Here is an 18,677-nt window from a genome sequence, read left to right as displayed (position 1 = left end):
ACGTGTCGGCCCGGTGCCGCGGGCCCCGTGAGCGGCTCGGTCGTGCGGTGCTCAGGTCCTCGTGGGCAGCGGAATGCCTTCGGCCGTGGCAAAATTCGCGTCCCCCTGGGTCGCCAGGCCTAACGAAACCAGTGTTCGTGGCGAGGCGGCGCCCACGGTGTAGGCGAACGCCGCTTGCAGTCGGTTAAATGCCCTGGGGATGGAGCACAGGCGTTGCAGCCGGGTCAGCACCTTGGCCGGGCGTCCCGCCAGCTGCACGCCAAAGGGGTTGGCGACGGCGTGCGACGGGCCCAGGTCGGACACCATTCCCATGTCGTGGTGCCGGTAATTCCTTGTCGTGCCGTGCCCCAGGCTTGCCAGCACGTTGTCGGCCAGTACTTTGGCTTGACGAATCGCGTGCTGGGCGGTCGGTGCCGCCACCTTGCCGGGCCGGGTCAGGTCGGGCACGGCTGCCGCGTCGCCGGCGGCGAATACGTGTGTAAGGCCCGGCACGGTCAAGTCGGCGCGCACCGTAAGTCGGCCGTGTTCGGTTGGTAGGCCCAGCTTGTCGACGAGGGGTGCCGCTGTCACCCCGGCGACCCACACCACGGTGTGCGTGCCGAGACGCGTCCCATCGGTCAATTGCACCGAGTCGGCCGCTACTTCTTTGAGGCTGGTGCCTAGTCGGATATCGATGCCGCGATCTTCCAGGCATTGGCGCGCTTTGGTGCTGAGCTTGTCCGGCCACCCGACCATGACCTGTGCGGCGAGGTCGATCAGCAGGATCTTGATGTCGGCCGGATCGAAGCCCAGCTGTCCAGCGGCGGCGTCGGCCACCGCGCGCAGCGTTCCGGCCAGCACGGTCCCGGTGGCCGATGCCCCGACCACCACGATCGTGCGGCGTGCCTGTGCGGCCTCGGGGTCGTCTTCGAGATTGGCCAGTTCCACCTGTTCGAGGACGTGGTCGCGCAGGTACAGTACTTCGGCGGTGGACTTGAAACCCCGGGCGTAGGTGGATAATCCCGGAATATCGAAGAGCCGGGTGACGGATCCGGGCGCTAGCACCAGCCGATCCCAAGACAGTTTCGAACGACTCTGGTCCAGACCGGTGTAGGTCAAAGTGCGGTCTTCGAAGTCGACGGTTTCGACATGTCCACGGACATGGCGCACCCCGGGAAGCATGCCCGCCAGGGGGATGGTGGCTGAGCGCGCGTCGGCCAGGCCGCCGGCCACATCGGGGAGAAGTGGTGTGTAAAGCAGGTAGTCCACCGGCGACACGATGGTCACCTCGACGTCGGCTTTGAGCTTGCGGAGCCGTCGCGCTAGGCGGCGGGCACACCCGAAACCCACGAAGCCACTACCGACGATCACCACGGATGTCTTCTGCCTCGGTGGTGTGGTCATCGTGCGTTCTCCATTCTCGGTGCGGGCGTCGCTGACGGGTGGAGGTTGGCAAGCACGCCTGCTTCGATCTGCTGGCCGGTCTCGAGGTCGATGGCTTTCCAGTAGTCGAACACCCGCGACAGCACCGGTTCTTGCACACCTTGGCTGACGTGCTGAATAACGTTGTTTACCAGCCTGTTTCGAGCGCCGGCATCCATCACGTCGCGCACCAGGGTGCGGGCTTGAACCCAGTCATCGTCCTCGGCGTGGCGCGTGATTGCCGCGCGCACCATCTCCCCGTCGGCACGCCAACGCACTTCGGCGGCCCGGTAGGCATCGGCGCGGGGACCACCCATCGAGTTCGGTGCGTAGACGGGGTCGGTGGCAGGCACGAACCGCATTCGGCCGTCTTTGGAGTACGAATGCACCGCGACCCTCGGCGCGTTCACCGGCAACTGGTTGTGGTTGACGCCGATACGGTTTCGATGGGCGTCGGCGTAGGCGAAGCTTCTGCCGAGCAGGAGTCGATCCAGACTGAGCCCCGTGCCGGGCACCAGATTGCTGGGCGCGAAAGCCGCCTGCTCCACTTCACTGTGGTGATCGGTCACGTTGCGGTTCAAGGTCAGAACACCGACGTCGATGAGAGGATAGTCGGAGTGCGGCCACACCTTCGTGACGTCAAACGGGTTGAAGCGGTAGGTCTTCGCGTCCTCGAAGGGCATGATTTGCACCTTCAGTGACCAGCTCGGGTAGTCACCGGCGGCGATCGATTCGTACAGGTCCCGCAGACAGCAATCCGGGTCGGTGCCCGCCATGTGCTGGCCTTCTTGCTGCGATAACCATTCGACGCCTTGGTTTGACTTGAAGTGGTACTTGACCCAGTGGATCTCCCCGGCGCTGTTGATCCAGCTGAACGCATGCAGGCCGTAGCCGTTCATGTGTCGAAACGTTCGGGGGATGCCACGGTCGCCCATGACCAGCGCCACCAGGTGGGCCGACTCGGGTGAAAGCGTCCAAAAGTCCCACAGCATGTTGTTGTCGTGCAGTTCGTTGTCGGCGCGGCGCTTGGCGGCGCGGATCAGGCTGGGAAATTTCAGCGGATCGCGGATGAAGAAGACGGGGACGTTGTTTCCGACGATGTCCAGGTTCCCCTCGTCGGTGTAGAACTTGACCGAAAAGCCGCGGGTGTCACGCAGGGTGTCGGCGCTGCCCCGTTCGCCGACGTTTCCCGCCAGCCGGGCAAAGACATCGGTGACGGCGCCGGGCCGAAACACCGCGGCACGCGTGTAGGCGCTGACGTCGTTGGTCACCTCGAAACGGCCGTAGGCACCGGCGCCCTTGGCATGCGGCTGCCGTTCCGGAACACGTTCCCGGTTGAAGTTCGCCATCACCTCGATGAGGTAGGCGTCTTGCATCAGCAGTGGGCCGTCGGGCCCCAGCGTCAGTGAATGCTCGTCGCTGGGAGCCGGCGCTCCCGCGTCAGTCGTGGTGTGGTGAATAGTCATATCGGGCTCTCCTCACTGCGGTGCGATGAGCCGCCGACGCCTGTCGGCGGCGGGCCGGGCACCCGGAGTCGGCGGGCGGTATACGGAAGCCGCGCCGCCGACTCCGGCGGCGTCTACTGCGCGTAGGACGCCGCTCCGGTGCCGGCGTACTTGCCGCCTTGGACGATCAGGTACTCCGAGCGAATTGGCTTGCCGGCGAACCAGTCCTCGAGAATCTCGCGGGTACCGGCCGCATACCGGGCCTGAGCCGACAACGTGGTGCCGGACACGTGCGGCGTCATCGCGTTGTTGGGCATCGTCCGCCACGGGTGGTCCTTGGGAGGTGGCTGCGGGAACCAGACATCGCCGGCGTAACCGGCCAATTGACCGCTTTCCAACGCCGCGACAATGGCCTTTTGATCGGTCTCTTCGGCGCGCGCGGTGTTGACGATGTAGGAGCCGCGTCGCATCGACTTCAACAGCTTTTCGTTGAACATGCCGTGCGTCTGGGAGATCAATGGCGAATGGATCGACACCACATCGACGGACCTCGCCAGAGATTCGACGTCGGGGTGGTAGGTGACTCCCAGCTGCTTTTCCAACTCCGGCGACAATCGGTGGATGTCGAAGTAGTGCAGATGAACCCCCCAGGATTGGAGGCGTTCGAGCACCGCCCGCCCGATCCGGCCGGCCGCGATCACACCCACATCCATGCCTTCCAGGTCGTAGGCCCGCTCGGCACAGTCCGCAATGTTCCATCCGCCATCGGTTATCCATTGGTGGGACGGAACGAAATTGCGCACCAGTGCCAGGATTTGCATCACCGCGTGCTCGGCGACGCTGACGCTGTTGCTCCACGTCTCCTCGGCGACCGTCACCCCCCGGGCCCGCGCCTCGTCAAGATCGACATGGTCGGATCCGATGCCGGCCGTCAATGCCAGCTTCAGGTTCGGCGCCTTGGCGAAGCGCTCCTTGGTGATGTATGCCGGCCAGAATGGCTGTGAGATGACAATGTCCGCGTCGTGCAGTTCGCGCTCGAATTCCGAATCCGGGCCGTCCTTGTCGGAAGTCACGACCAACTCGTGGCCGTTCTCTTCGAAGAATTTCCGTAGCCCCAGCGCGCCGGACACGCAGCCGAGCAGCTCGCCCGGTGTGAAGTCGATCTTGGACGGGGTAGGCAACGAACTGCCATCGGGATAGCTGTCGATAACTGGGATGCTGTCGCGCGCATATTTGGGCGGATATCCACCCAGCGGGTCGGGATACAACACCATCACACACTTAGCCATCACTCCTCCTTCGGGTTTCCTTGAATGGCAAATTCCAGTGTTGGCACCGTCAAATCGAAAGTCCAAGATAGAGCAGCACTTACGTCATACAGAGAACCGATCACTACCCGCGGCAGCAGCCGGTCGTGTCGCGGAGAGCGGAGTCAGCCAGGGATGCGCAAAGCGGCGTTTCCAAAGGAGTTACCGGCCAACGGGATACCCCGCAGCGGCGCGGGGCGCTGCCCGCGGTCAGCACTGCGCAGCCGGCGAGGTCGCGCGTATGCAAGGAATGCGCGTGCCAGCGGCGATGCCGGTCCGGCACGGTTGGTTGCCAGCACACAGTTAATGTCCAGTGTGGGATCGACGAGGGGTATCGCGCGGATGTCGTTGCGTTCCAACGACGCCGGCAACCAACTGCGTGGAATGATGCTGGCCCATTCACCGGTGCCGACCTGGCCCAGCAAGGAGGCCACCGAGTCTGCTTCGATCCGGGGAGTCACGATGATGCCGTGCTTCGCGAAGGCCTCGTCGATGGCACTTCTGGGCCGTGTGTCAGTGGTCAGTAAGGCCAGCGGAAGGCGAGCGGCGTCCGGCCAGCGCGCCACTGACGCGCCAGCCGAAAGCATGTCGCCCGCCGAAACCAGGACGTAGCGGTCGGCACATAGTTGTAGTAGCTCTAGGTCCCGATCATCCGTGTCGTCGTCGGACACGATTGCCGCGTCGATCTCGTACTGGCGCAGCCGACGGTACAGTTCGACCGTGGTGAGCGCCGAACGGACTTCCACGTTGACCGACGGGTATTCCGTGCAAAACCCGGACACCATCGTCGACGTGACAGTTGTTGCGATCGGTACGACACCAAGCCGTAGCGTGCCCGTGATATCGGTTCCGGTGGCGCGCATCTCGGCCTTGAGCGCCCCGTATTCGGCGAGCATTCTTCGTGCCCAACCCACCAAGCGTTCTCCCTGCGGGGTCAATCCCTCGTAGGCGCGTCCGCGGCTGATCAACGCGGCGTCGAATTCGCGCTCCAGCTTGGCAATTGCTGCCGAAAGTGCGGGTTGGGAAACGTAGCACTTCTCGGCGGCGCGGGCGAAATGACGTTCCTGTGCCACCGCGACGAGGTACTCGAGTTGACGAAAGGCCATAACTATTTGCTTTGCGACACCGGGCAAATGTGGCCAGACCGCCGGGGCCCGTTACGGCAACCGGTCCCTGCCGATGTTCCGGATGTGTTGTGCCCGTGCACCGGGTGCAGGGTCGCCGCGCGATGGTTCATGGATCTGGTCTCTCTGTTGCCCGTTCGTGGTGTCCAGCAGATCAGACCGACGCGCTCGTGTCCTGAGTCATTTGACCCCGGCGCTCCGCGCGCCCGAACACGCCCTGCCCCGACGGGGGTGTGGCGCAGCACAGCGCGCCGGCAACTCGGTAGGCGGGATGAGTCAAATGACTCAATAAAGTGTGGGGGTTGCAATGTTCTGCTTACCGGGAGGCCGTTGGGGGTGCACCGGTAGACAAAAGGTAAACAACTGAACACACCGGGCACCTGGTGTTGAGCAGTTGGCACCGGGTGCCGATCCAGGCCGCGCTGCCGATGTACAAGAGGTGGAGACACGCGTGGGAATCCAGCTGGGAATGTGCGGATTTGGCGAGCTCACCAGTTACTCGGATGCCTCGGTCGGCTTTGCCAGCTCGGCACAGAAGCTGGCCGAATTCAAGGAGCTGGCCAAGACGACGGAGGCCGTGGGTCTCGACGTCTTCGGTGTCGGCGAGCACCATCGCAAAGAGTTCGCCATTTCGGCGCCCCCCGTCCTGCTGGCCGCCCTAGCCGAACACACGACCAGGATCCGGTTGGCCAGTGTGTTGACCGTGCTCGCTTCGGATGATCCGGTTCGGGTCCTCGAACAGTTCGCGACCCTAGACGCGCTGTCGGGAGGGCGCGCCGAACTGCATGTCGGCCGCGATGCCTTCCCCGAAGCGTTCACCCTCTTCGGACACCGGCTCGCCGACGACGACGATCTGCTGGAGGAGAAGCTGCGCTTGATCCTGCTCCTGCAGCGGCCCGCGAAGGTCACTTGGACCGGAAAATGGAGGGCCGCCCTGCGTGAGGCATCGATCACCCCGAGGCCCAGCCCCGGCCTGCCGATCGGAGTCACGGCGGGCCGTAACCCGGGTTCGGTCGACCTTGCCGCCCGATTCGCCGTACCGCTGACTATCCTTGTGCGGACCGGACATTGGCAGTCGTATGTGCCGTACGTGCAGCGATACCGACAGCGGTTCGCCGCCCGGCCGGCCGGTAAGTCACGCCGCCATGTCACTCTTCTTGTCCCGGCCCACATCGCCGCCTCCAGCGAACGCGCCACCAAGCAGGCGGCGCGGTGCTACGGGGCGACGCACGCGGAGCCGTCGCCCGCCGATGGTTTGCTCAGGGGAGGTCCGATGATCGTCGGCAACCCCGCCGAGGTGATCGAACAACTGCTGCATCTCTACTCGATCTTCCAGCCGCAACGGATTCTGCTCGAGCTCGGACGCGGAAACATGCCGATTGCCGACGTCATCCAAGCGGTGGAATTACTGGGCGACAAGGTCGCCGGCGTTGTACGCCAGGAATTACAGGGGCACGGTGACTCGTGAAGCGTTGCGCACCAACAGCAGTCGCACATCTATCCGGCCGGCCACGTGCTGGCCACGGTGTCGGGGAGCCCGGCCGGTGAGCGCCGTGTACTGGCCGCCGGGCCACGAACCTGCCAGTGCCGCTGTCAACCAGGTCAACACGGCGCGCAGTACGGCCGGTCCGCGGGCGGTGTGGGTGTGGTTGGCGCGACCGGATCGGTGGGAGGCCTACTATCGCAACGTCCGTCGGGTCCGTCACCTCGGTGGCCCGTGGCCCGAGCTGGCACTGGGCTCGCGGTTTTCCTGGACTACCTTCAACGTTCCGGTCACGACGGAGGTCACCGACTGTGAGCCCTTCGGGCGCCTGGCGTGGTCGGCGCAGGGGCGCGGACTGCGTGCGCATCATGTTTGGCTGCTGACGTCGTGCGAGGACGGTGGGACCGAGATCTATACCCAGGAGACACAGCACGGCGCGGTGCCCCGCCTGCTGTGGCCGGTGATCCTGCCCGCCATGCGGCGGATGCACCAACAGTGGGTCGACGGCCTGTCCGAGATCGCCGCCACCGGTCGGCAACCCTGATCGCGGCGCGGAAGCCTTGGGCAATGCGTTGCCGTCCCTTCGAGTCGAATGACTCAGGACTTCCGGATCCCGCCGTGATGTGCTGATCGTGAGCAGACGGAGACCAGCGGTGCAGGCGCACGCCGCACCGTACTGCCGAACCAGCTGGTCTCTAACGAAAATCTTTGGCAATACTGTTGATTGGAGTGATCAGTCATGACTGGAATCGTTCGCGGCGATCTCGTCTTGTCCCATCTCTCGGTGACCGCCGACGTAGCCGCCCCCTACGACCACGTTGACATCGAGCAGTGGTTGAAGACCTTACCCACGCACGAGTATCAGCGATGCGCACCGGGAGACCACAAGGCAGCGGGCTACACGGTTGACGACGACGGCACCCCGATGTCCATCAACGTCGAGATGATCGGATCCGGCCTGGTCGTCCAGAAATACCGGTATGAACTCGCCGAACCCCATCACTGCCACATGGTCTCGATCTCGGATACCTTGACCCCGCACGGATGGACGACCGTCCAGGTGATCTGGGATCTGTCGATGGAGCAGATCGACGGTGACCGTCTTCGCTACACCAACACGGTGACCTCTCACCCCACCGAGGACTTCCTGAACTTCATTTCCGAGCAGGGACAGACATTCCCCGACGCCGCGGCCGCCCGGCAAGAAGCATCGGGCCGGCACTGCCGAATCGAGACTCCGCTTTTTGCCGAGAGCATCGCCCGCGCGGCATATGCCAACCGCGACCGTTCGAACGGTTAGAGAGGCGAAAACATGCCTGGAGCAATACTTTTCGACAAACCGGGGCCTGCGAGCGTGCTCGAATGGACCCAGGTCGACCCGCTGAAGCCGGGCCGCGACGAGGTCGTGATCGCCGTCGCGGCGGCGGGTGTCAACAACGCAGATCTGCTGCAACGGAAAGGCGCCTACCCGGTACCGGCTGGGTCCTCACCGATTTTGGGCCTGGAGTGCGCCGGACACATCACGTCGATCGGCAACGGCGTCACGGGATGGTCGGTGGGTGACCGCGTCTGCGCGCTGCTGGACGGGGGCGGCTACGCGGACGAAGTCGCCGTTCCGGCGAGCCAGGTGATGCCGATACCGGACACCAGGAGCATCCTCGAGGCCGCGGTGTTCCCGGAGGCGGCCTGCACCGTCTACTCCAACCTCGCGATGATTGCCGGCGTGCGACCGGGACAGACCGTCCTCATCCATGGTGCGACCGGAGGGATCGGTACCTTCGCGATTCAATGGGCCAAGGCAGTCGGAGCTCGCGTGATCACCACCGCGGACGGTGATGCGAAGGTGGCGACGGGCCGAAAACTCGGGGCGGACGCGGCAATCGACTACCGGACGCAGGATTTCGTCGGCGTCACGTTGGACATCACCAAGGGCCGGGGTGTCGACGCGATCCTCGACGTCGTTGGCGCGAGCTACCTGGATCGCAATCTGCGGTGCCTGGCCGATGACGGACATCTGGTCATCATCGGCGGTTCGCTCAGCGCCGCGGCTCTTGACCTTTCCCGGCTGATGGATAGCCGTGCCAGCGTCAGCGCGACAAGGCTGCGGCCGCGGCCGCTGGAGCAGAAGGCCGAAATCGTGGCCCGGGTGCGCAAGGACGTTCTTCCGTATTTTGCCGCCGGTCACGTAAGACCCGTGATCGACACGATCGTGCCGCTCCGCGAAGCGGCCAGGGCGCACCCTCGAATGGAGTCGGGAGCGCACATCGGCAAGGTCGTCTTGGACAACCGCGACACGACGAAGCGAAACCATTCCCGCTGACGTCGACGACCGGTTTGCGCCGGAGGCAAGTCGGCTCAGTCCGCCCACTGGGCCGTCACGGCGGCGACCGAATCGGTGACCCGGCGTTGGGCCGCGCCCGGATCGGCGAACGAGGCCGCCAGACCCTCGACGGCCCGGTCGGCGAGCGGCCGCCACTTTTCGGCCCAGCCGTCGATAACCGCGCGGTTGGCGGGGTTGGCGACCAGCGCGTAACGGGCCAGCGCGACGCTCCACGCTTGGCTGCGCGTCGTGTCGACCCGGGACTCCTGCAGCAGGGCGGCGGTCAGGCCGTCGCCGCGCCGGCTGGCCAGCTCGACGAACGCCTCCTTGAACAACGCGTCCAGTGCCGGCTTGACCACCAAGTTCAGCGCCGTGAACGCCTCGCCCCAGTCGTAGGCCAGCAGCAGGCGTTCGAGGGTTTCCCGGGCCGGCTGCCACGCCTCGTCGGATTCCCAAATCCGCCTCGTCGCTTCGGTGTTGGCCAACTGGGTGCCGTGTGTCAGCGATAGCGACTTGGCCCGGTAGGCGATCCACTGCAGCGCCCGGAGCTCGTCGGCGGCCTGGAAGAACGCCGCGTTGGTGATGTAGGCGCTGGGGGCCAGCTGCCCGACGTAGAGGCCGGTGATCTGCAGGACGTGAAATGCGTAACGCGCGGGCAGGTAAACGCGATTCAGCGTCTCGACCCAGGTGGGGTCCAACTGCGCATCGTGGTCGAGCGCTTCGTAATGATCGACCACACCCTCGGCGTAGACCTCGCGGTCGTGTTGCAGCGCGATGTAGCGGCGGTAGTTCAGCGCGGCCGGATCACGAAAGCCTTCCCAGTCGTCGGCCTGTAGCGGCGAGCCCTCTCGGTGCTTGAGGTACCACCGGTTGACGGCGCTGTCCGGGTCGAGGTCGAACGGCGCGGGTTTGCGATTGAAGTGATAGTGGAAATGTCCGGTGACCGCCTCGTATTCGGTTGGCTTGCGCCGAGTGTCGCCGGCGATGCTCCAGGTCTTGAGTCGCCGCGGGGCCGCTGTGGTCATCTGTCAGTCCTCTCGATCCAGGTACCAGTGCAGTTCGTCGTCGCCGACATAGCGCAGCCGACCGGCGAAGGCCACCAGGGCGGGCTCGAGCGTGGCCAGCGGGAACGGTTGTCCCGCAGCGGATTCCAGGCTAGCCCGGGTGACACGCAGGAAACGCGGCGCGTGGATGCGCACGTAACCCGCGTGATCGTCGATGACGATTGCCGCATCGGGGTTATCGGCGTACACGGCCTCGGTGAGCGCCGAAACGATCTCGGGATCGAAACCCCGCACGACGGGACCGACGAGCTTGGCCTGCTCAGCGGTTGAGGTCATCGGTGATCTCCTTTGTCGGTGAGGGATATCGCGATGTGGTCGCCGTCGCGGCGCACCGGGTGGCTGTGCAGCCGGCAGTTGGCGGGATTGACACCGGCGCCGGTGGCCAGATCGAATTCCCAGCTGTGCGCAGCGCAGGTGAGGACGCAGTCCGACACCTCGCCTTCGGCCAGCGGATAATTCGCATGCGGGCACAGACCGTCGTACGCGCGGATCTCCCCGTTGCGCAGGTGGGCGAGCAAAATCGGCCGGTCGCCGACGTAGAACTCGGCGACTTCGCCCTCCCAGAGTTCGTCGATGGTGGCGACGGGGATCCAGGTCTGGGTGCTAGTCATAAAAGGCCACGACATGGTCGAGGGGTGCCACGCCGGCCGCCGCGATTCTGGCCGCGGGATCGAGGACGGTTCCATTGTGGCGCAGCCGAATCGGTGCATCGCGCCTGGCGACGCGGTGGCCGACCACGTGGTGGGCTATCGCCGCACTGACCGCTTCGACGGTATCGCCGTCATCGACGGGGATCAGCAGTTCGAGCACATCGCCCTCGAACAGCGCGGTCAACGGGAGCAATGCCATGGCCCTTAGCCCTTCGATCCGTTGGTCGATCCGTTGCGGGCCCAGGCATAGCCGTCGGCATCCTGGCCCTGCTCCTGTGGCGATAAACCGAAGTACTGCAACACCGTTGGCAGATCCGGCGGGGCGATCTCACCCGAGAGGATCCGGTCGATCAGCGACTGGTGGCCCGCGAAGCGGTCGGGTCGCTGGGCGAAGATCCACCGGCACGGCTCGGAGCAGAACAGGTACGTGCGACCGTTGTGGAGGTGCGTCCGCGGCGCCGGATCGTCATGGGCACCCACGATGACGCCCGCGGCCCGAACGATCGGCAGCTGGCAGAGGTTGCAGGTGATCGGGACCGTCTCGGGCAGGGTGGCCGCGACGTCACCGTTGCGGATGTTCTCGGTGATGACGTCCCAGTGCTTGCCGAAGTCCCGGTTCCAGCCGGGATACTTCTCTTCGAGCCACAGCCGCTCGGCCTGCGACACCCCGGCGTCGGGGTTCCACCACACCGTCGGCCGGTAGTACCAGACGCCGAGATGGATGGCGTGGTGATACCAGGTCAGCTCGTTGATGAATTCGTCCCAGTACCAGGGGAAGTCGAGTCCGTAGTCACGGAACTGGTCAGCGAATTGCTTGACCACCCAGTCCTCGATGAACTCTTTGAAGCTCATCCGCCGGCTCTCCAACGGGGTGTAGTAGTCCATGGACAGGCCGGTCAGCAGCGCGAAAATGCGCCACGAACGCCAGAACATGTGGTCGATGAGGAACTGGCCCCATTCGGCCTCACCGTTGTCGATGAGCACCTTGATCGTCGGTTCGCCCTGCTGGGCATGGCGCGCCTCGTCGGTCTGGATCGAGCTGATCAGCGCGCCGAACTCCAGGTCGCCCACATCGATGGCGTCGGCCGCCATGCCCAGGAATTGCAGGTTGGTGAAACCGGTTTCCAGGGTGAACGTCAACTGCAGGGCGATGGACAGCGCGTCGTTGGCCACGAACATGTCGTCGAACAGATAACGCACCGCCAGCACGATCCAGTTGTTGGTGTGGAATGCCTTGAGGGCCCAGTCGCCTCGCGGCTCCTTGTCGAGGAGACCGAACGGGAAGAACGCCTGGATCTGACCGTGCCGGACCTCGTCGAGCGTGCCGAAGGTAGCGGTGTTACGCCAGGCGGCCGAGCGGCCGAACCGGCCCATCCGGGCCTCGCCGATGGAGGCCAGGTACTCGGGCATCGAGATCGCGCCGTAGTGGGCGACGATCACCGATTTCCACCCCGGATCGAGTTGGTCGAACAACTTCGAGCGCCCGATGGCGTTCTTCAGCGAATACGTCGTGGTGTCCTTGGTGACCTGGTTGTGGACGTACTCGCGGTAGCCGATCTTGTAGGGCTCGTCCCACTTAAGCCAGCCCTCGCCCGAGACTCGATGCGTCCCGGAAAGTTCTTCAGGAAACACCTCGTCTTCGGTGACGTAGCGGAAGGTCCAGTTGGTGTCGCGGGCCAGGTCGTACCAGTCGCTGCGCGTGAGTTTCGGCATGGGTTGTCCTTAATCTGCTCGGGTCTGGCTCGAGCTGCCATCTCAGTCGCACTGAGCTGCATGGATGATGCGATCGAACCCATCATGCGACATCTCCAAAGGAGTCCTAAGGGTTCTGCTCACGCAGATTCGCATCCTCACTGTGCCGTACGCGACGGCGTTATGCTCCGCTGTGACCCTCCGGACAGCAAAAGACAGCAAATGGATGAGGAGAAGCCCGGCGTGACCGTGACCGACGAATACCTGGCCAACAACATCGCGTACGCGAGCACGTTTCAGGGGCCCCTGCCGCTGCCGCCGAGCAAACACGTCGCGGTGGTCGCCTGCATGGACGCCCGGCTGGACGTGTACCGGATCCTTGGTCTGAAGGAGGGCGAGGCCCACGTCATCCGCAACGCCGGCGGTGTGGTCACCGACGACGAGATCCGTTCGTTGGCGATCAGTCAGCGGCTGCTCGGCACCAAGGAAATCATCCTGATCCACCACACCGAGTGCGGCATGCTCACGTTCACCGACGACGCGTTCAAGGCGGCCATCCAGCAGGAGACCGGCATCAAACCGGGATGGGCCGCCGAGGCGTTCCCCGACATCGAGGAGGACGTCCGCCAATCGCTGCGCCGTATCGAGCAGAGCCCGTTCGTGACCAAGCACGAATCGCTGCGGGGCTTCGTGTTTGACGTGGCGACCGGCAAACTCAACGAGGTCGAGCTCTGAAGTCCGACGGCGCGCGGCACCTCAGCCTTGACGCCAAGCTTGTCGCGGCGCTCGATCGCGTCGGCGACGCCCTGCATGTGCTGGCCCGTCGCAGCGCCGAGGCGCACGACCTGTCCAGCACCCAGATGCGGGTGCTGACATGGCTTTTGGTGGGTCCACCGCCGGTGGCCCGAAGCACGGCGCTGGCCCGCGAACTCAACGTCGCCGATCCCACCGTCAGCGACGCCGTCGCGGCGCTGATCCGCAAGGGGCTGGTGCTGCGCGCCCCAGATGCGCGCGACCGGCGCCGGCACGGCCTGGTGCTGACGCAAGTGGGCCGCAAGGCCGCCCTCGCTCTGTCCCGGTGGACGGCGCCGGCGGAGATCGCCACGTCCAAGCTGGACCGGGTCGAGGCGGAGCAGTTACTGGATAGCTTGCTGCTCGTCATTGCGAAACTGCATGAGGCGCAACTGCTTCCGGTGACGCGAGCGTGCAGTACCTGCGCGCAGCTGGAAACGATCCAAAGCGCCACCCGGCAGTACCGATGCATGTTCTACGACACCCCGATGGCGGTGTCCGACCTGCGGGTCGACTGCGCCGAACACGTGAGCGCCTAGCGGCGACGCGGTTGGTCGCCCGTCCGGTCAATCACGGCGCTGCAGGGTGAACACCGGGATGACCCGTGTGGTTCGGGTCTGATAGACCCCGAAGTTCGGCGCGACGGACACGACCGCATCGAACAGCGCGTCGCGCTCCGCACCGAGTGCTTCTCGAGCGGTGGCTTCGAACGATTCGGTGCCCAGGTCCACGTGCACCTGCGGGTTGGCGCGCAAATTATGCACCCAGGCGGGATTGCGTGGTGCGCCGCCACGTGAGCCGATGATCACCATGGCGCCGTTGACGGTGAAGTAGGCGAGTGCGGTCAGTCGCGACGCACCCGATTTGGCGCCGGTGGTGGTCAGCAACAGCAGATTGTGGTTCTCGAAGATGCCCCCGACTTTGCCGCCGTCGTCCCGGAACTCCGCAATGATCTGCTCGTTGAACCGGTTCAGCGCGGCCGTGTCGGTGCGGAATCTCTCGTCGTCCAACTCTTGCACTGGTTGCATCTTGTCGACGCCAAGTCCCACGGTGCAGCGTTTCGGCGTCGCCGGATCACCGGAAAACGTCGGTTGTCAGGCGAGGCGGGCCGGATTCGTCGCGGATAATCACCTCGGGTGGCCGCGCGGCGCCGGGAAGGAAGTGTGTACAGCATGATCCGCGGAAAGTCCGTCGTCATAACGGGTTCCACGTCGGGCATCGGTCTTGCTATGGCTCGGGCCTTCGCCGCCGAGGGAGCGAACGTCACCCTCAACGGCTTCGGCGACCAGGACGCCATCGAGCAGCAGCGGCGCGACATCGAGGACGGCTTCGGGGTCACGGCGGTTTACTCGGGGGCCGACGTGACCAAGCCGGCCGAGATCGCCGAGATGATCGCCCGGGCCGAAGAAAGCTTCGGGGCGGTCGACGTCCTGGTCAACAACGCCGGCATCCAGTTCGTGGCAACGGTGGAGGATTTCCCCGTCGAGAAGTGGGACGCGGTGATCGCGACGAACTTGTCGGCGGTGTTCCACACCTGTCGCTGCGCGGTGCCCGGGATGAAACGCCGCGGCTGGGGCCGCATCATCAACATCGCCTCCGCGCATGGCCTGGTCGCCAGCGCCGGGAAGGCGGCCTACGTCGCGGCCAAGCACGGCGTCGTCGGGCTGACCAAGGTGGTCGCGATCGAAGCCGCGGAGCACGGCATCACCGCCAACGCGATCTGCCCCGGGTGGGTGATGACGCCTTTGATCGCACAGCAGATCGAGACATTCGCCGAGACCACCGGAAGGTCCGTCGAAGAGGCCAAGCACGAGTTCGTCGCCGACAAGCAGCCGATGGCCCGCTTCATCCGACCGGAAGACGTCGGCGCACTCGCGGTCTTCCTGGCCGGGGATGCGGCCGCCACCATCACCGGCGCGAGCTACTCGATCGATGGCGGCTGGACGGCGCAATAACGTCGCGCGGCCGTGCTACGCCGTGGACGCGGGCGCCGGCCTTGTCACGGACAGTGGACGACTGCGGACGAGTGTCGGCCACCAGAACCAGGGCCCCATGATGCGCAGGATCGACGGCACCACGAAGGAACGCACGATCAGCGTGTCGAGCAGCAGGCCGATGCAGACGGTGGAACCCATCTGACCGATCGTGCGCAAATCGCTTGTCAGCATTGCCAGCATCGTGAACGCGAACACCAGTCCCGCGGAGGTCACCACACCGCCCGTGCTGCCGAGGGCCCGAATCAACCCGGTGTGAATCCCGGCATGCAACTCCTCTTTGACCCGCAGGATCAACAGCAGGTTGTAGTCCGAACCCACCGCCACCAGGATGATGAACGTGAGCGGCAGGATCAACCAATGCAGCGGCAGCCCGATGAGGTGTTGCCAGACGAGTATGGACAGTCCGAACGCCCCGGCGTAAGAGAAGGCCACCGTACCGGGAATCACCAAGGCGGCCACCAGACTTCGGGTGAGAAACAGCATGATCAAGAAGATCAAGACGAACGCGGCGATGGCCACGATCAGCAGATCGGATGCGGCGTACTGCTTGATGTCCTTGTTCGTGGCTCCCGAACCGCCGATATAGACCTTCGCACCGGCCAGCGAGGTCTCTTTGAGCGCCACGGTGATCGCCGTGGGGAACTGCTGGACATGCTCTACGCCTTCGGGCCCATTCGCGTCGCCCTCGTGGGTGACGATGATCCGCGCGGCCTGGCCGTCCGGCGACATCAACAGCTTCATCCCGGTTTTGACGTCTTCATTGTCGAAACCCTCGTGCGGGATGTAGAAGAAGTCGTCGCTGCGGGACTGGTCGAAGTCGAGCCCCACGTTGATCATGTCGTCGAAGGTCTGGTCGGTCTGAGTGGATTGCAGCGAAGACTGACCGTAGGTGCTGACCAACAGCGAGGCCAACGTTTCGGAATCGTCGGCCGTCAGTTTCAGCTGCGTGATGATCTGCGGCAGCGTCTTATCGATGATCTCGAGCGACGATACGGCGTCGGTGATGTCGTCGGCCATCTTGTCCAGGCCGTCAACCGCCTCGAACAGCGACCTGAACGCCCAGCAGACGGGAATGTCGAAACAGTGTTTCTCCCAATAGAAGTAGCTGCGCATCGGGCGGAAGAAGTCCTCGAGGTTCGCCAGTTCTGACCTGAGATCGTCGGTGACCCGTTGCATGTCCTGCATGGTGAGGACCGTTTTGTGCATCTCATCGGACATCGTCTGGAAGAAGGTGATCTCTTTACGCAGCACCGCGACCGTGTGCTCGGTAACCCGTGCCTGCTCTTGGGTATTGGCGTTTTGCTGCTTGGTGAAGGGCAGCTGTTGACCGTTGCCGCTGCCTTGCGTGGTGAACAGGTACGGAATGGTGGCGTGTTCCAAGGCGCGACCCATGGGCCGGGTGATGCTTTGCACCATCGCGACACCGGGAAGGCGTTCGAGCGCCTTGGCCGCCCGGTCCAAGGAAATGAAATCCGCCGAGTTTCGCAGGTCGTGATCCGACTCGATCATCAGCATCTCGGAGAACAGCTTGCTCTTGGGAAAATGCCGGTCGGCTGCCTGAAAACCCACGTTGGCGGCGGAACTGCGTGGTTGGTACTGACGGTCGTCGTAGTTCTGCCGGTACGTCGGCACGAAGATCGCCCCCAGCAACACGGCGGTCGCGCTGGCGAAGAACACCGGTACCGGCCACCGGACCACGCTGGTCCCGATCCGCCGATACAGATGTGCCTTGGCCTTGCTTCTCGGGTCGAAAAGCCCGAACAGGCTGCCGACGGTTAGAAACGCCGGGCCGAGCGTCAGCGCCGCCGCGATGGTGAACAGCATGCTGATCGCCACCGCCGGCCCCATGGTGTGGAAGTAGTTGAGTCGCGCGAACGTCAAGCAGTAACACGCTCCGGCGATGGTCAATCCCGAGCCGAGGATGACCGGCGTGACGCTCTTATAGGCGGTGTAGAACGCCTCCTCGCGGCCTTCGCCGTCGTGGCGTGCCTCGTGGTAGCGGCCCATCAAGAAGATGCCGTAATCGGTTCCGGCGCCCAGCGTGAGCGCGACGACGATGTTCACGGCGAAGGACGACAGTTCGATGTATCCGAGATGCCCGAGGGTGGCGATCACCCCCTTGGCGACCAGCATCTCGAACAGGACGCCGGCCAAGGGCACGAACATGATGACGATCGAGCGATATACCAACAACAACATCGCGATGATCAAGAAGATCGTCACGATCGTGATGTTGTTCAGGCTTGAATTCGCGATCGCCACGGTGTCCGAGGCGAGCGGCGCGGCGCCGCTGACGTACACCTTGAGCCCGGGCGGTGGCGTGTCCTTTGCGACGATATCCCGTACGGCGGCAACGGATTCGTTGGCTTGCATCTGGCCGATATCGCCCGCAAGACGCAACAGCACGTAGGCGCACTTGCCGTCCAGGCTCTGCGCGCCCGCCGCGGTGATCGGCTTGCCCCACAGGTCCATGACGTACTGGACATGCTTGGGGTCTTGCTTGAACCGGCGCATCAGGTCGTCGTAGTACTGGTGATCCGCATCGCCGAGTGCTCGGTTGCCTTCCAGCACGATCATGGCCAGGCTGGTCGAGTCGGACTCACGGAATTTCGCGCCGATGGACAGCAACGCCCGCTGCGACGGTGCGTAGTGCGGGACCACCGGGCCCGCGAGTTCTTCGGCAACCCGCTCGACCTGCGGCATGAAGGTGTTCGTCGATACGGCAAGCAAAGCCCAGAAGGCGATGATCGGTATCGCGAAGATGCGGACCATTCGGGGCACGAAGGGGCGCTTCGGCCGGGGTTCCGCCTGATGCTCGCTCATGCGGATTTCACCAAGCAGAAAACGTGCGCGTCCTGGTTGGTGTCGGACTGTTCAGCGCGGACAACGCCATTCACCCGCAACCGGCAGCCGAGCGAACCTCCATGAACCTGCGCCGAGATGCTGCCCGATACCACCGTCAAAGTCGTCGCCTCGGTATGCGACCACGGCAGGGTCGTGAGATTGACCTGATGCGGGTGTCCGTTGATGTCCACCCAGACGAGCATTCCGCCGTCCCCCGCGGAGCCGAACAATTCGTAGGTGATGCGCTTGATGCTGAACTCCGGAGGCGCGGCCGGCTGATTGACGGTGATGACCGGCTCGGGATTGGAGAATTCGTGAACCTTGTACATGGCCACTCCACCCGTACCGACGGCGATGACGGCAACCAAGGGCATCCAGACTCGGGCCAAGACAGTTCTGCCGACCGAACGCGGGCTCACTCCACCACCTTTTCGAACTCCGGTCCTCGACCTTGCGCTCTCATCGCGCTCCCAAGCTGTCGGATAGTAGACGGTCCTGTACCCAATGCGATTGACTGATCGTCAAGAGTAGCGGGTTGGCGGCAAAACGAGAACACAA

At 64.4% G+C, this 18,677-nt stretch carries 19 protein-coding genes; 7 read left to right on the top strand and 12 right to left on the bottom strand.

The features are described from left to right. Positions 1 to 51: 51 nt before the first annotated feature. The 4 genes from AWC25_RS21010 to AWC25_RS20995 all read right to left on the bottom strand — a co-directional run bounded on the left by AWC25_RS21010 (position 52) and on the right by AWC25_RS20995 (position 5,259). Positions 52 to 1,383 carry an NAD(P)/FAD-dependent oxidoreductase gene (locus AWC25_RS21010; protein ID WP_085167494.1) on the bottom strand — a complete coding sequence of 444 codons (1,332 nt, stop codon included), beginning with the start codon at positions 1,381 to 1,383 and terminating at the stop codon, positions 52 to 54. After that, positions 1,380 to 2,867: a catalase gene (locus tag AWC25_RS21005; protein ID WP_069398935.1), complete on the bottom strand. Its 1,488-nt coding sequence runs from the start codon at positions 2,865 to 2,867 to the stop codon at positions 1,380 to 1,382. Before AWC25_RS21005 ends, AWC25_RS21010 begins: the two co-directional genes overlap by 4 nt. Positions 2,868 to 2,980: 113 nt before the next feature. Further along, on the bottom strand, positions 2,981 to 4,135 hold the full coding sequence (locus AWC25_RS21000; RefSeq protein WP_085167492.1) for an NAD-dependent formate dehydrogenase: 1,155 nt from the start codon (positions 4,133 to 4,135) through the stop codon (positions 2,981 to 2,983). Between the two features lie 143 nt (positions 4,136 to 4,278). Then, entirely contained in the window at positions 4,279 to 5,259 is a 981-nt protein-coding gene (locus AWC25_RS20995; RefSeq protein WP_069398933.1) for a LysR family transcriptional regulator, read from the bottom strand. A gap of 469 nt (positions 5,260 to 5,728) precedes the next feature. Here AWC25_RS20995 and AWC25_RS20990 point away from each other — a divergent pair, with 469 nt between their 5' ends. The 4 genes from AWC25_RS20990 (at position 5,729) to AWC25_RS20975 (ending at position 9,080) form a co-directional block, all read left to right on the top strand. Continuing rightward, the gene (locus AWC25_RS20990) at positions 5,729 to 6,745 is read left to right on the top strand and encodes an LLM class flavin-dependent oxidoreductase (protein WP_142278976.1); all 1,017 of its coding nucleotides are present in this window, start codon (positions 5,729 to 5,731) and stop codon (positions 6,743 to 6,745) included. A 76-nt stretch (positions 6,746 to 6,821) separates the two neighbouring features. After that, the gene (locus AWC25_RS20985; protein WP_198166589.1) at positions 6,822 to 7,304 is read left to right on the top strand and encodes an SRPBCC family protein; all 483 of its coding nucleotides are present in this window, start codon (positions 6,822 to 6,824) and stop codon (positions 7,302 to 7,304) included. 195 nt (positions 7,305 to 7,499) lie between these two features. Continuing rightward, complete coding sequence (locus tag AWC25_RS20980) at positions 7,500 to 8,060, top strand: hypothetical protein (protein ID WP_069398932.1); 561 nt, start codon at positions 7,500 to 7,502, stop codon at positions 8,058 to 8,060. A gap of 12 nt (positions 8,061 to 8,072) precedes the next feature. Beyond that, positions 8,073 to 9,080, top strand: a complete 1,008-nt coding sequence (locus AWC25_RS20975) for an NAD(P)H-quinone oxidoreductase (RefSeq protein WP_085167490.1) — start codon at positions 8,073 to 8,075, stop codon at positions 9,078 to 9,080. Between the two features lie 35 nt (positions 9,081 to 9,115). Here AWC25_RS20975 and AWC25_RS20970 read toward each other — a convergent pair whose 3' ends face one another. Genes AWC25_RS20970 through AWC25_RS20950 form a run of 5 tightly spaced genes read right to left on the bottom strand, consistent with a single transcriptional unit; the run spans position 9,116 to position 12,507 of the window. Continuing rightward, positions 9,116 to 10,105: an aromatic/alkene monooxygenase hydroxylase subunit beta gene (locus AWC25_RS20970; RefSeq protein WP_069398930.1), complete on the bottom strand. Its 990-nt coding sequence runs from the start codon at positions 10,103 to 10,105 to the stop codon at positions 9,116 to 9,118. 3 nt (positions 10,106 to 10,108) lie between these two features. Next, a complete protein-coding gene (locus AWC25_RS20965; RefSeq protein ID WP_069398929.1) occupies positions 10,109 to 10,420 on the bottom strand; it encodes an MmoB/DmpM family protein in 312 nt (103 codons plus the stop codon). Next, a complete protein-coding gene (locus tag AWC25_RS20960; protein WP_069398928.1) occupies positions 10,417 to 10,755 on the bottom strand; it encodes a Rieske 2Fe-2S domain-containing protein in 339 nt (112 codons plus the stop codon). The genes AWC25_RS20965 and AWC25_RS20960 overlap by 4 nt, the downstream gene beginning before the upstream one ends. Next, the gene (locus AWC25_RS20955) at positions 10,748 to 10,993 is read right to left on the bottom strand and encodes a toluene-4-monooxygenase system B family protein (RefSeq protein WP_085167488.1); all 246 of its coding nucleotides are present in this window, start codon (positions 10,991 to 10,993) and stop codon (positions 10,748 to 10,750) included. The genes AWC25_RS20960 and AWC25_RS20955 overlap by 8 nt, the downstream gene beginning before the upstream one ends. Positions 10,994 to 10,998: 5 nt before the next feature. Continuing rightward, on the bottom strand, positions 10,999 to 12,507 hold the full coding sequence (locus tag AWC25_RS20950) for a YHS domain-containing protein (protein ID WP_069398926.1): 1,509 nt from the start codon (positions 12,505 to 12,507) through the stop codon (positions 10,999 to 11,001). Positions 12,508 to 12,729: 222 nt separating this feature from the next. Here AWC25_RS20950 and AWC25_RS20945 point away from each other — a divergent pair, with 222 nt between their 5' ends. Both AWC25_RS20945 and AWC25_RS20940 read left to right on the top strand, forming a co-directional pair. Next, positions 12,730 to 13,221 (top strand): beta-class carbonic anhydrase, encoded by a 492-nt coding sequence (locus tag AWC25_RS20945; protein WP_069399031.1) that lies wholly within the window; start codon positions 12,730 to 12,732, stop codon positions 13,219 to 13,221. Positions 13,222 to 13,298: 77 nt separating this feature from the next. Further along, positions 13,299 to 13,817 (top strand): MarR family transcriptional regulator, encoded by a 519-nt coding sequence (locus AWC25_RS20940; RefSeq protein ID WP_084229142.1) that lies wholly within the window; start codon positions 13,299 to 13,301, stop codon positions 13,815 to 13,817. 27 nt (positions 13,818 to 13,844) lie between these two features. On the opposite strand, the gene AWC25_RS20935 is transcribed toward AWC25_RS20940, so the two are convergent. Continuing rightward, positions 13,845 to 14,306, bottom strand: coding sequence for a nitroreductase family deazaflavin-dependent oxidoreductase (locus tag AWC25_RS20935; protein ID WP_069398925.1), 462 nt, complete (start codon positions 14,304 to 14,306; stop codon positions 13,845 to 13,847). 144 nt (positions 14,307 to 14,450) lie between these two features. On the opposite strand from AWC25_RS20935, the gene AWC25_RS20930 reads away from it, so the two are divergent. Further along, positions 14,451 to 15,233, top strand: coding sequence for a 3-hydroxybutyrate dehydrogenase (locus AWC25_RS20930; protein ID WP_069399029.1), 783 nt, complete (start codon positions 14,451 to 14,453; stop codon positions 15,231 to 15,233). A 15-nt stretch (positions 15,234 to 15,248) separates the two neighbouring features. On the opposite strand, the gene AWC25_RS20925 is transcribed toward AWC25_RS20930, so the two are convergent. Then, positions 15,249 to 18,098 (bottom strand): MMPL/RND family transporter, encoded by a 2,850-nt coding sequence (locus AWC25_RS20925; RefSeq protein ID WP_069398924.1) that lies wholly within the window; start codon positions 18,096 to 18,098, stop codon positions 15,249 to 15,251. Continuing rightward, positions 18,095 to 18,493, bottom strand: coding sequence for an MmpS family transport accessory protein (locus AWC25_RS20920; protein WP_069398923.1), 399 nt, complete (start codon positions 18,491 to 18,493; stop codon positions 18,095 to 18,097). The genes AWC25_RS20925 and AWC25_RS20920 overlap by 4 nt, the downstream gene beginning before the upstream one ends. Positions 18,494 to 18,677: the final 184 nt, after the last annotated feature.

Origin of the sequence: Mycobacterium sherrisii, assembly GCF_002102355.1 — a bacterium.
GTDB lineage: Bacteria > Actinomycetota > Actinomycetes > Mycobacteriales > Mycobacteriaceae > Mycobacterium > Mycobacterium sherrisii.
This window is presented reverse-complemented; position numbering and strand designations above follow the sequence as displayed.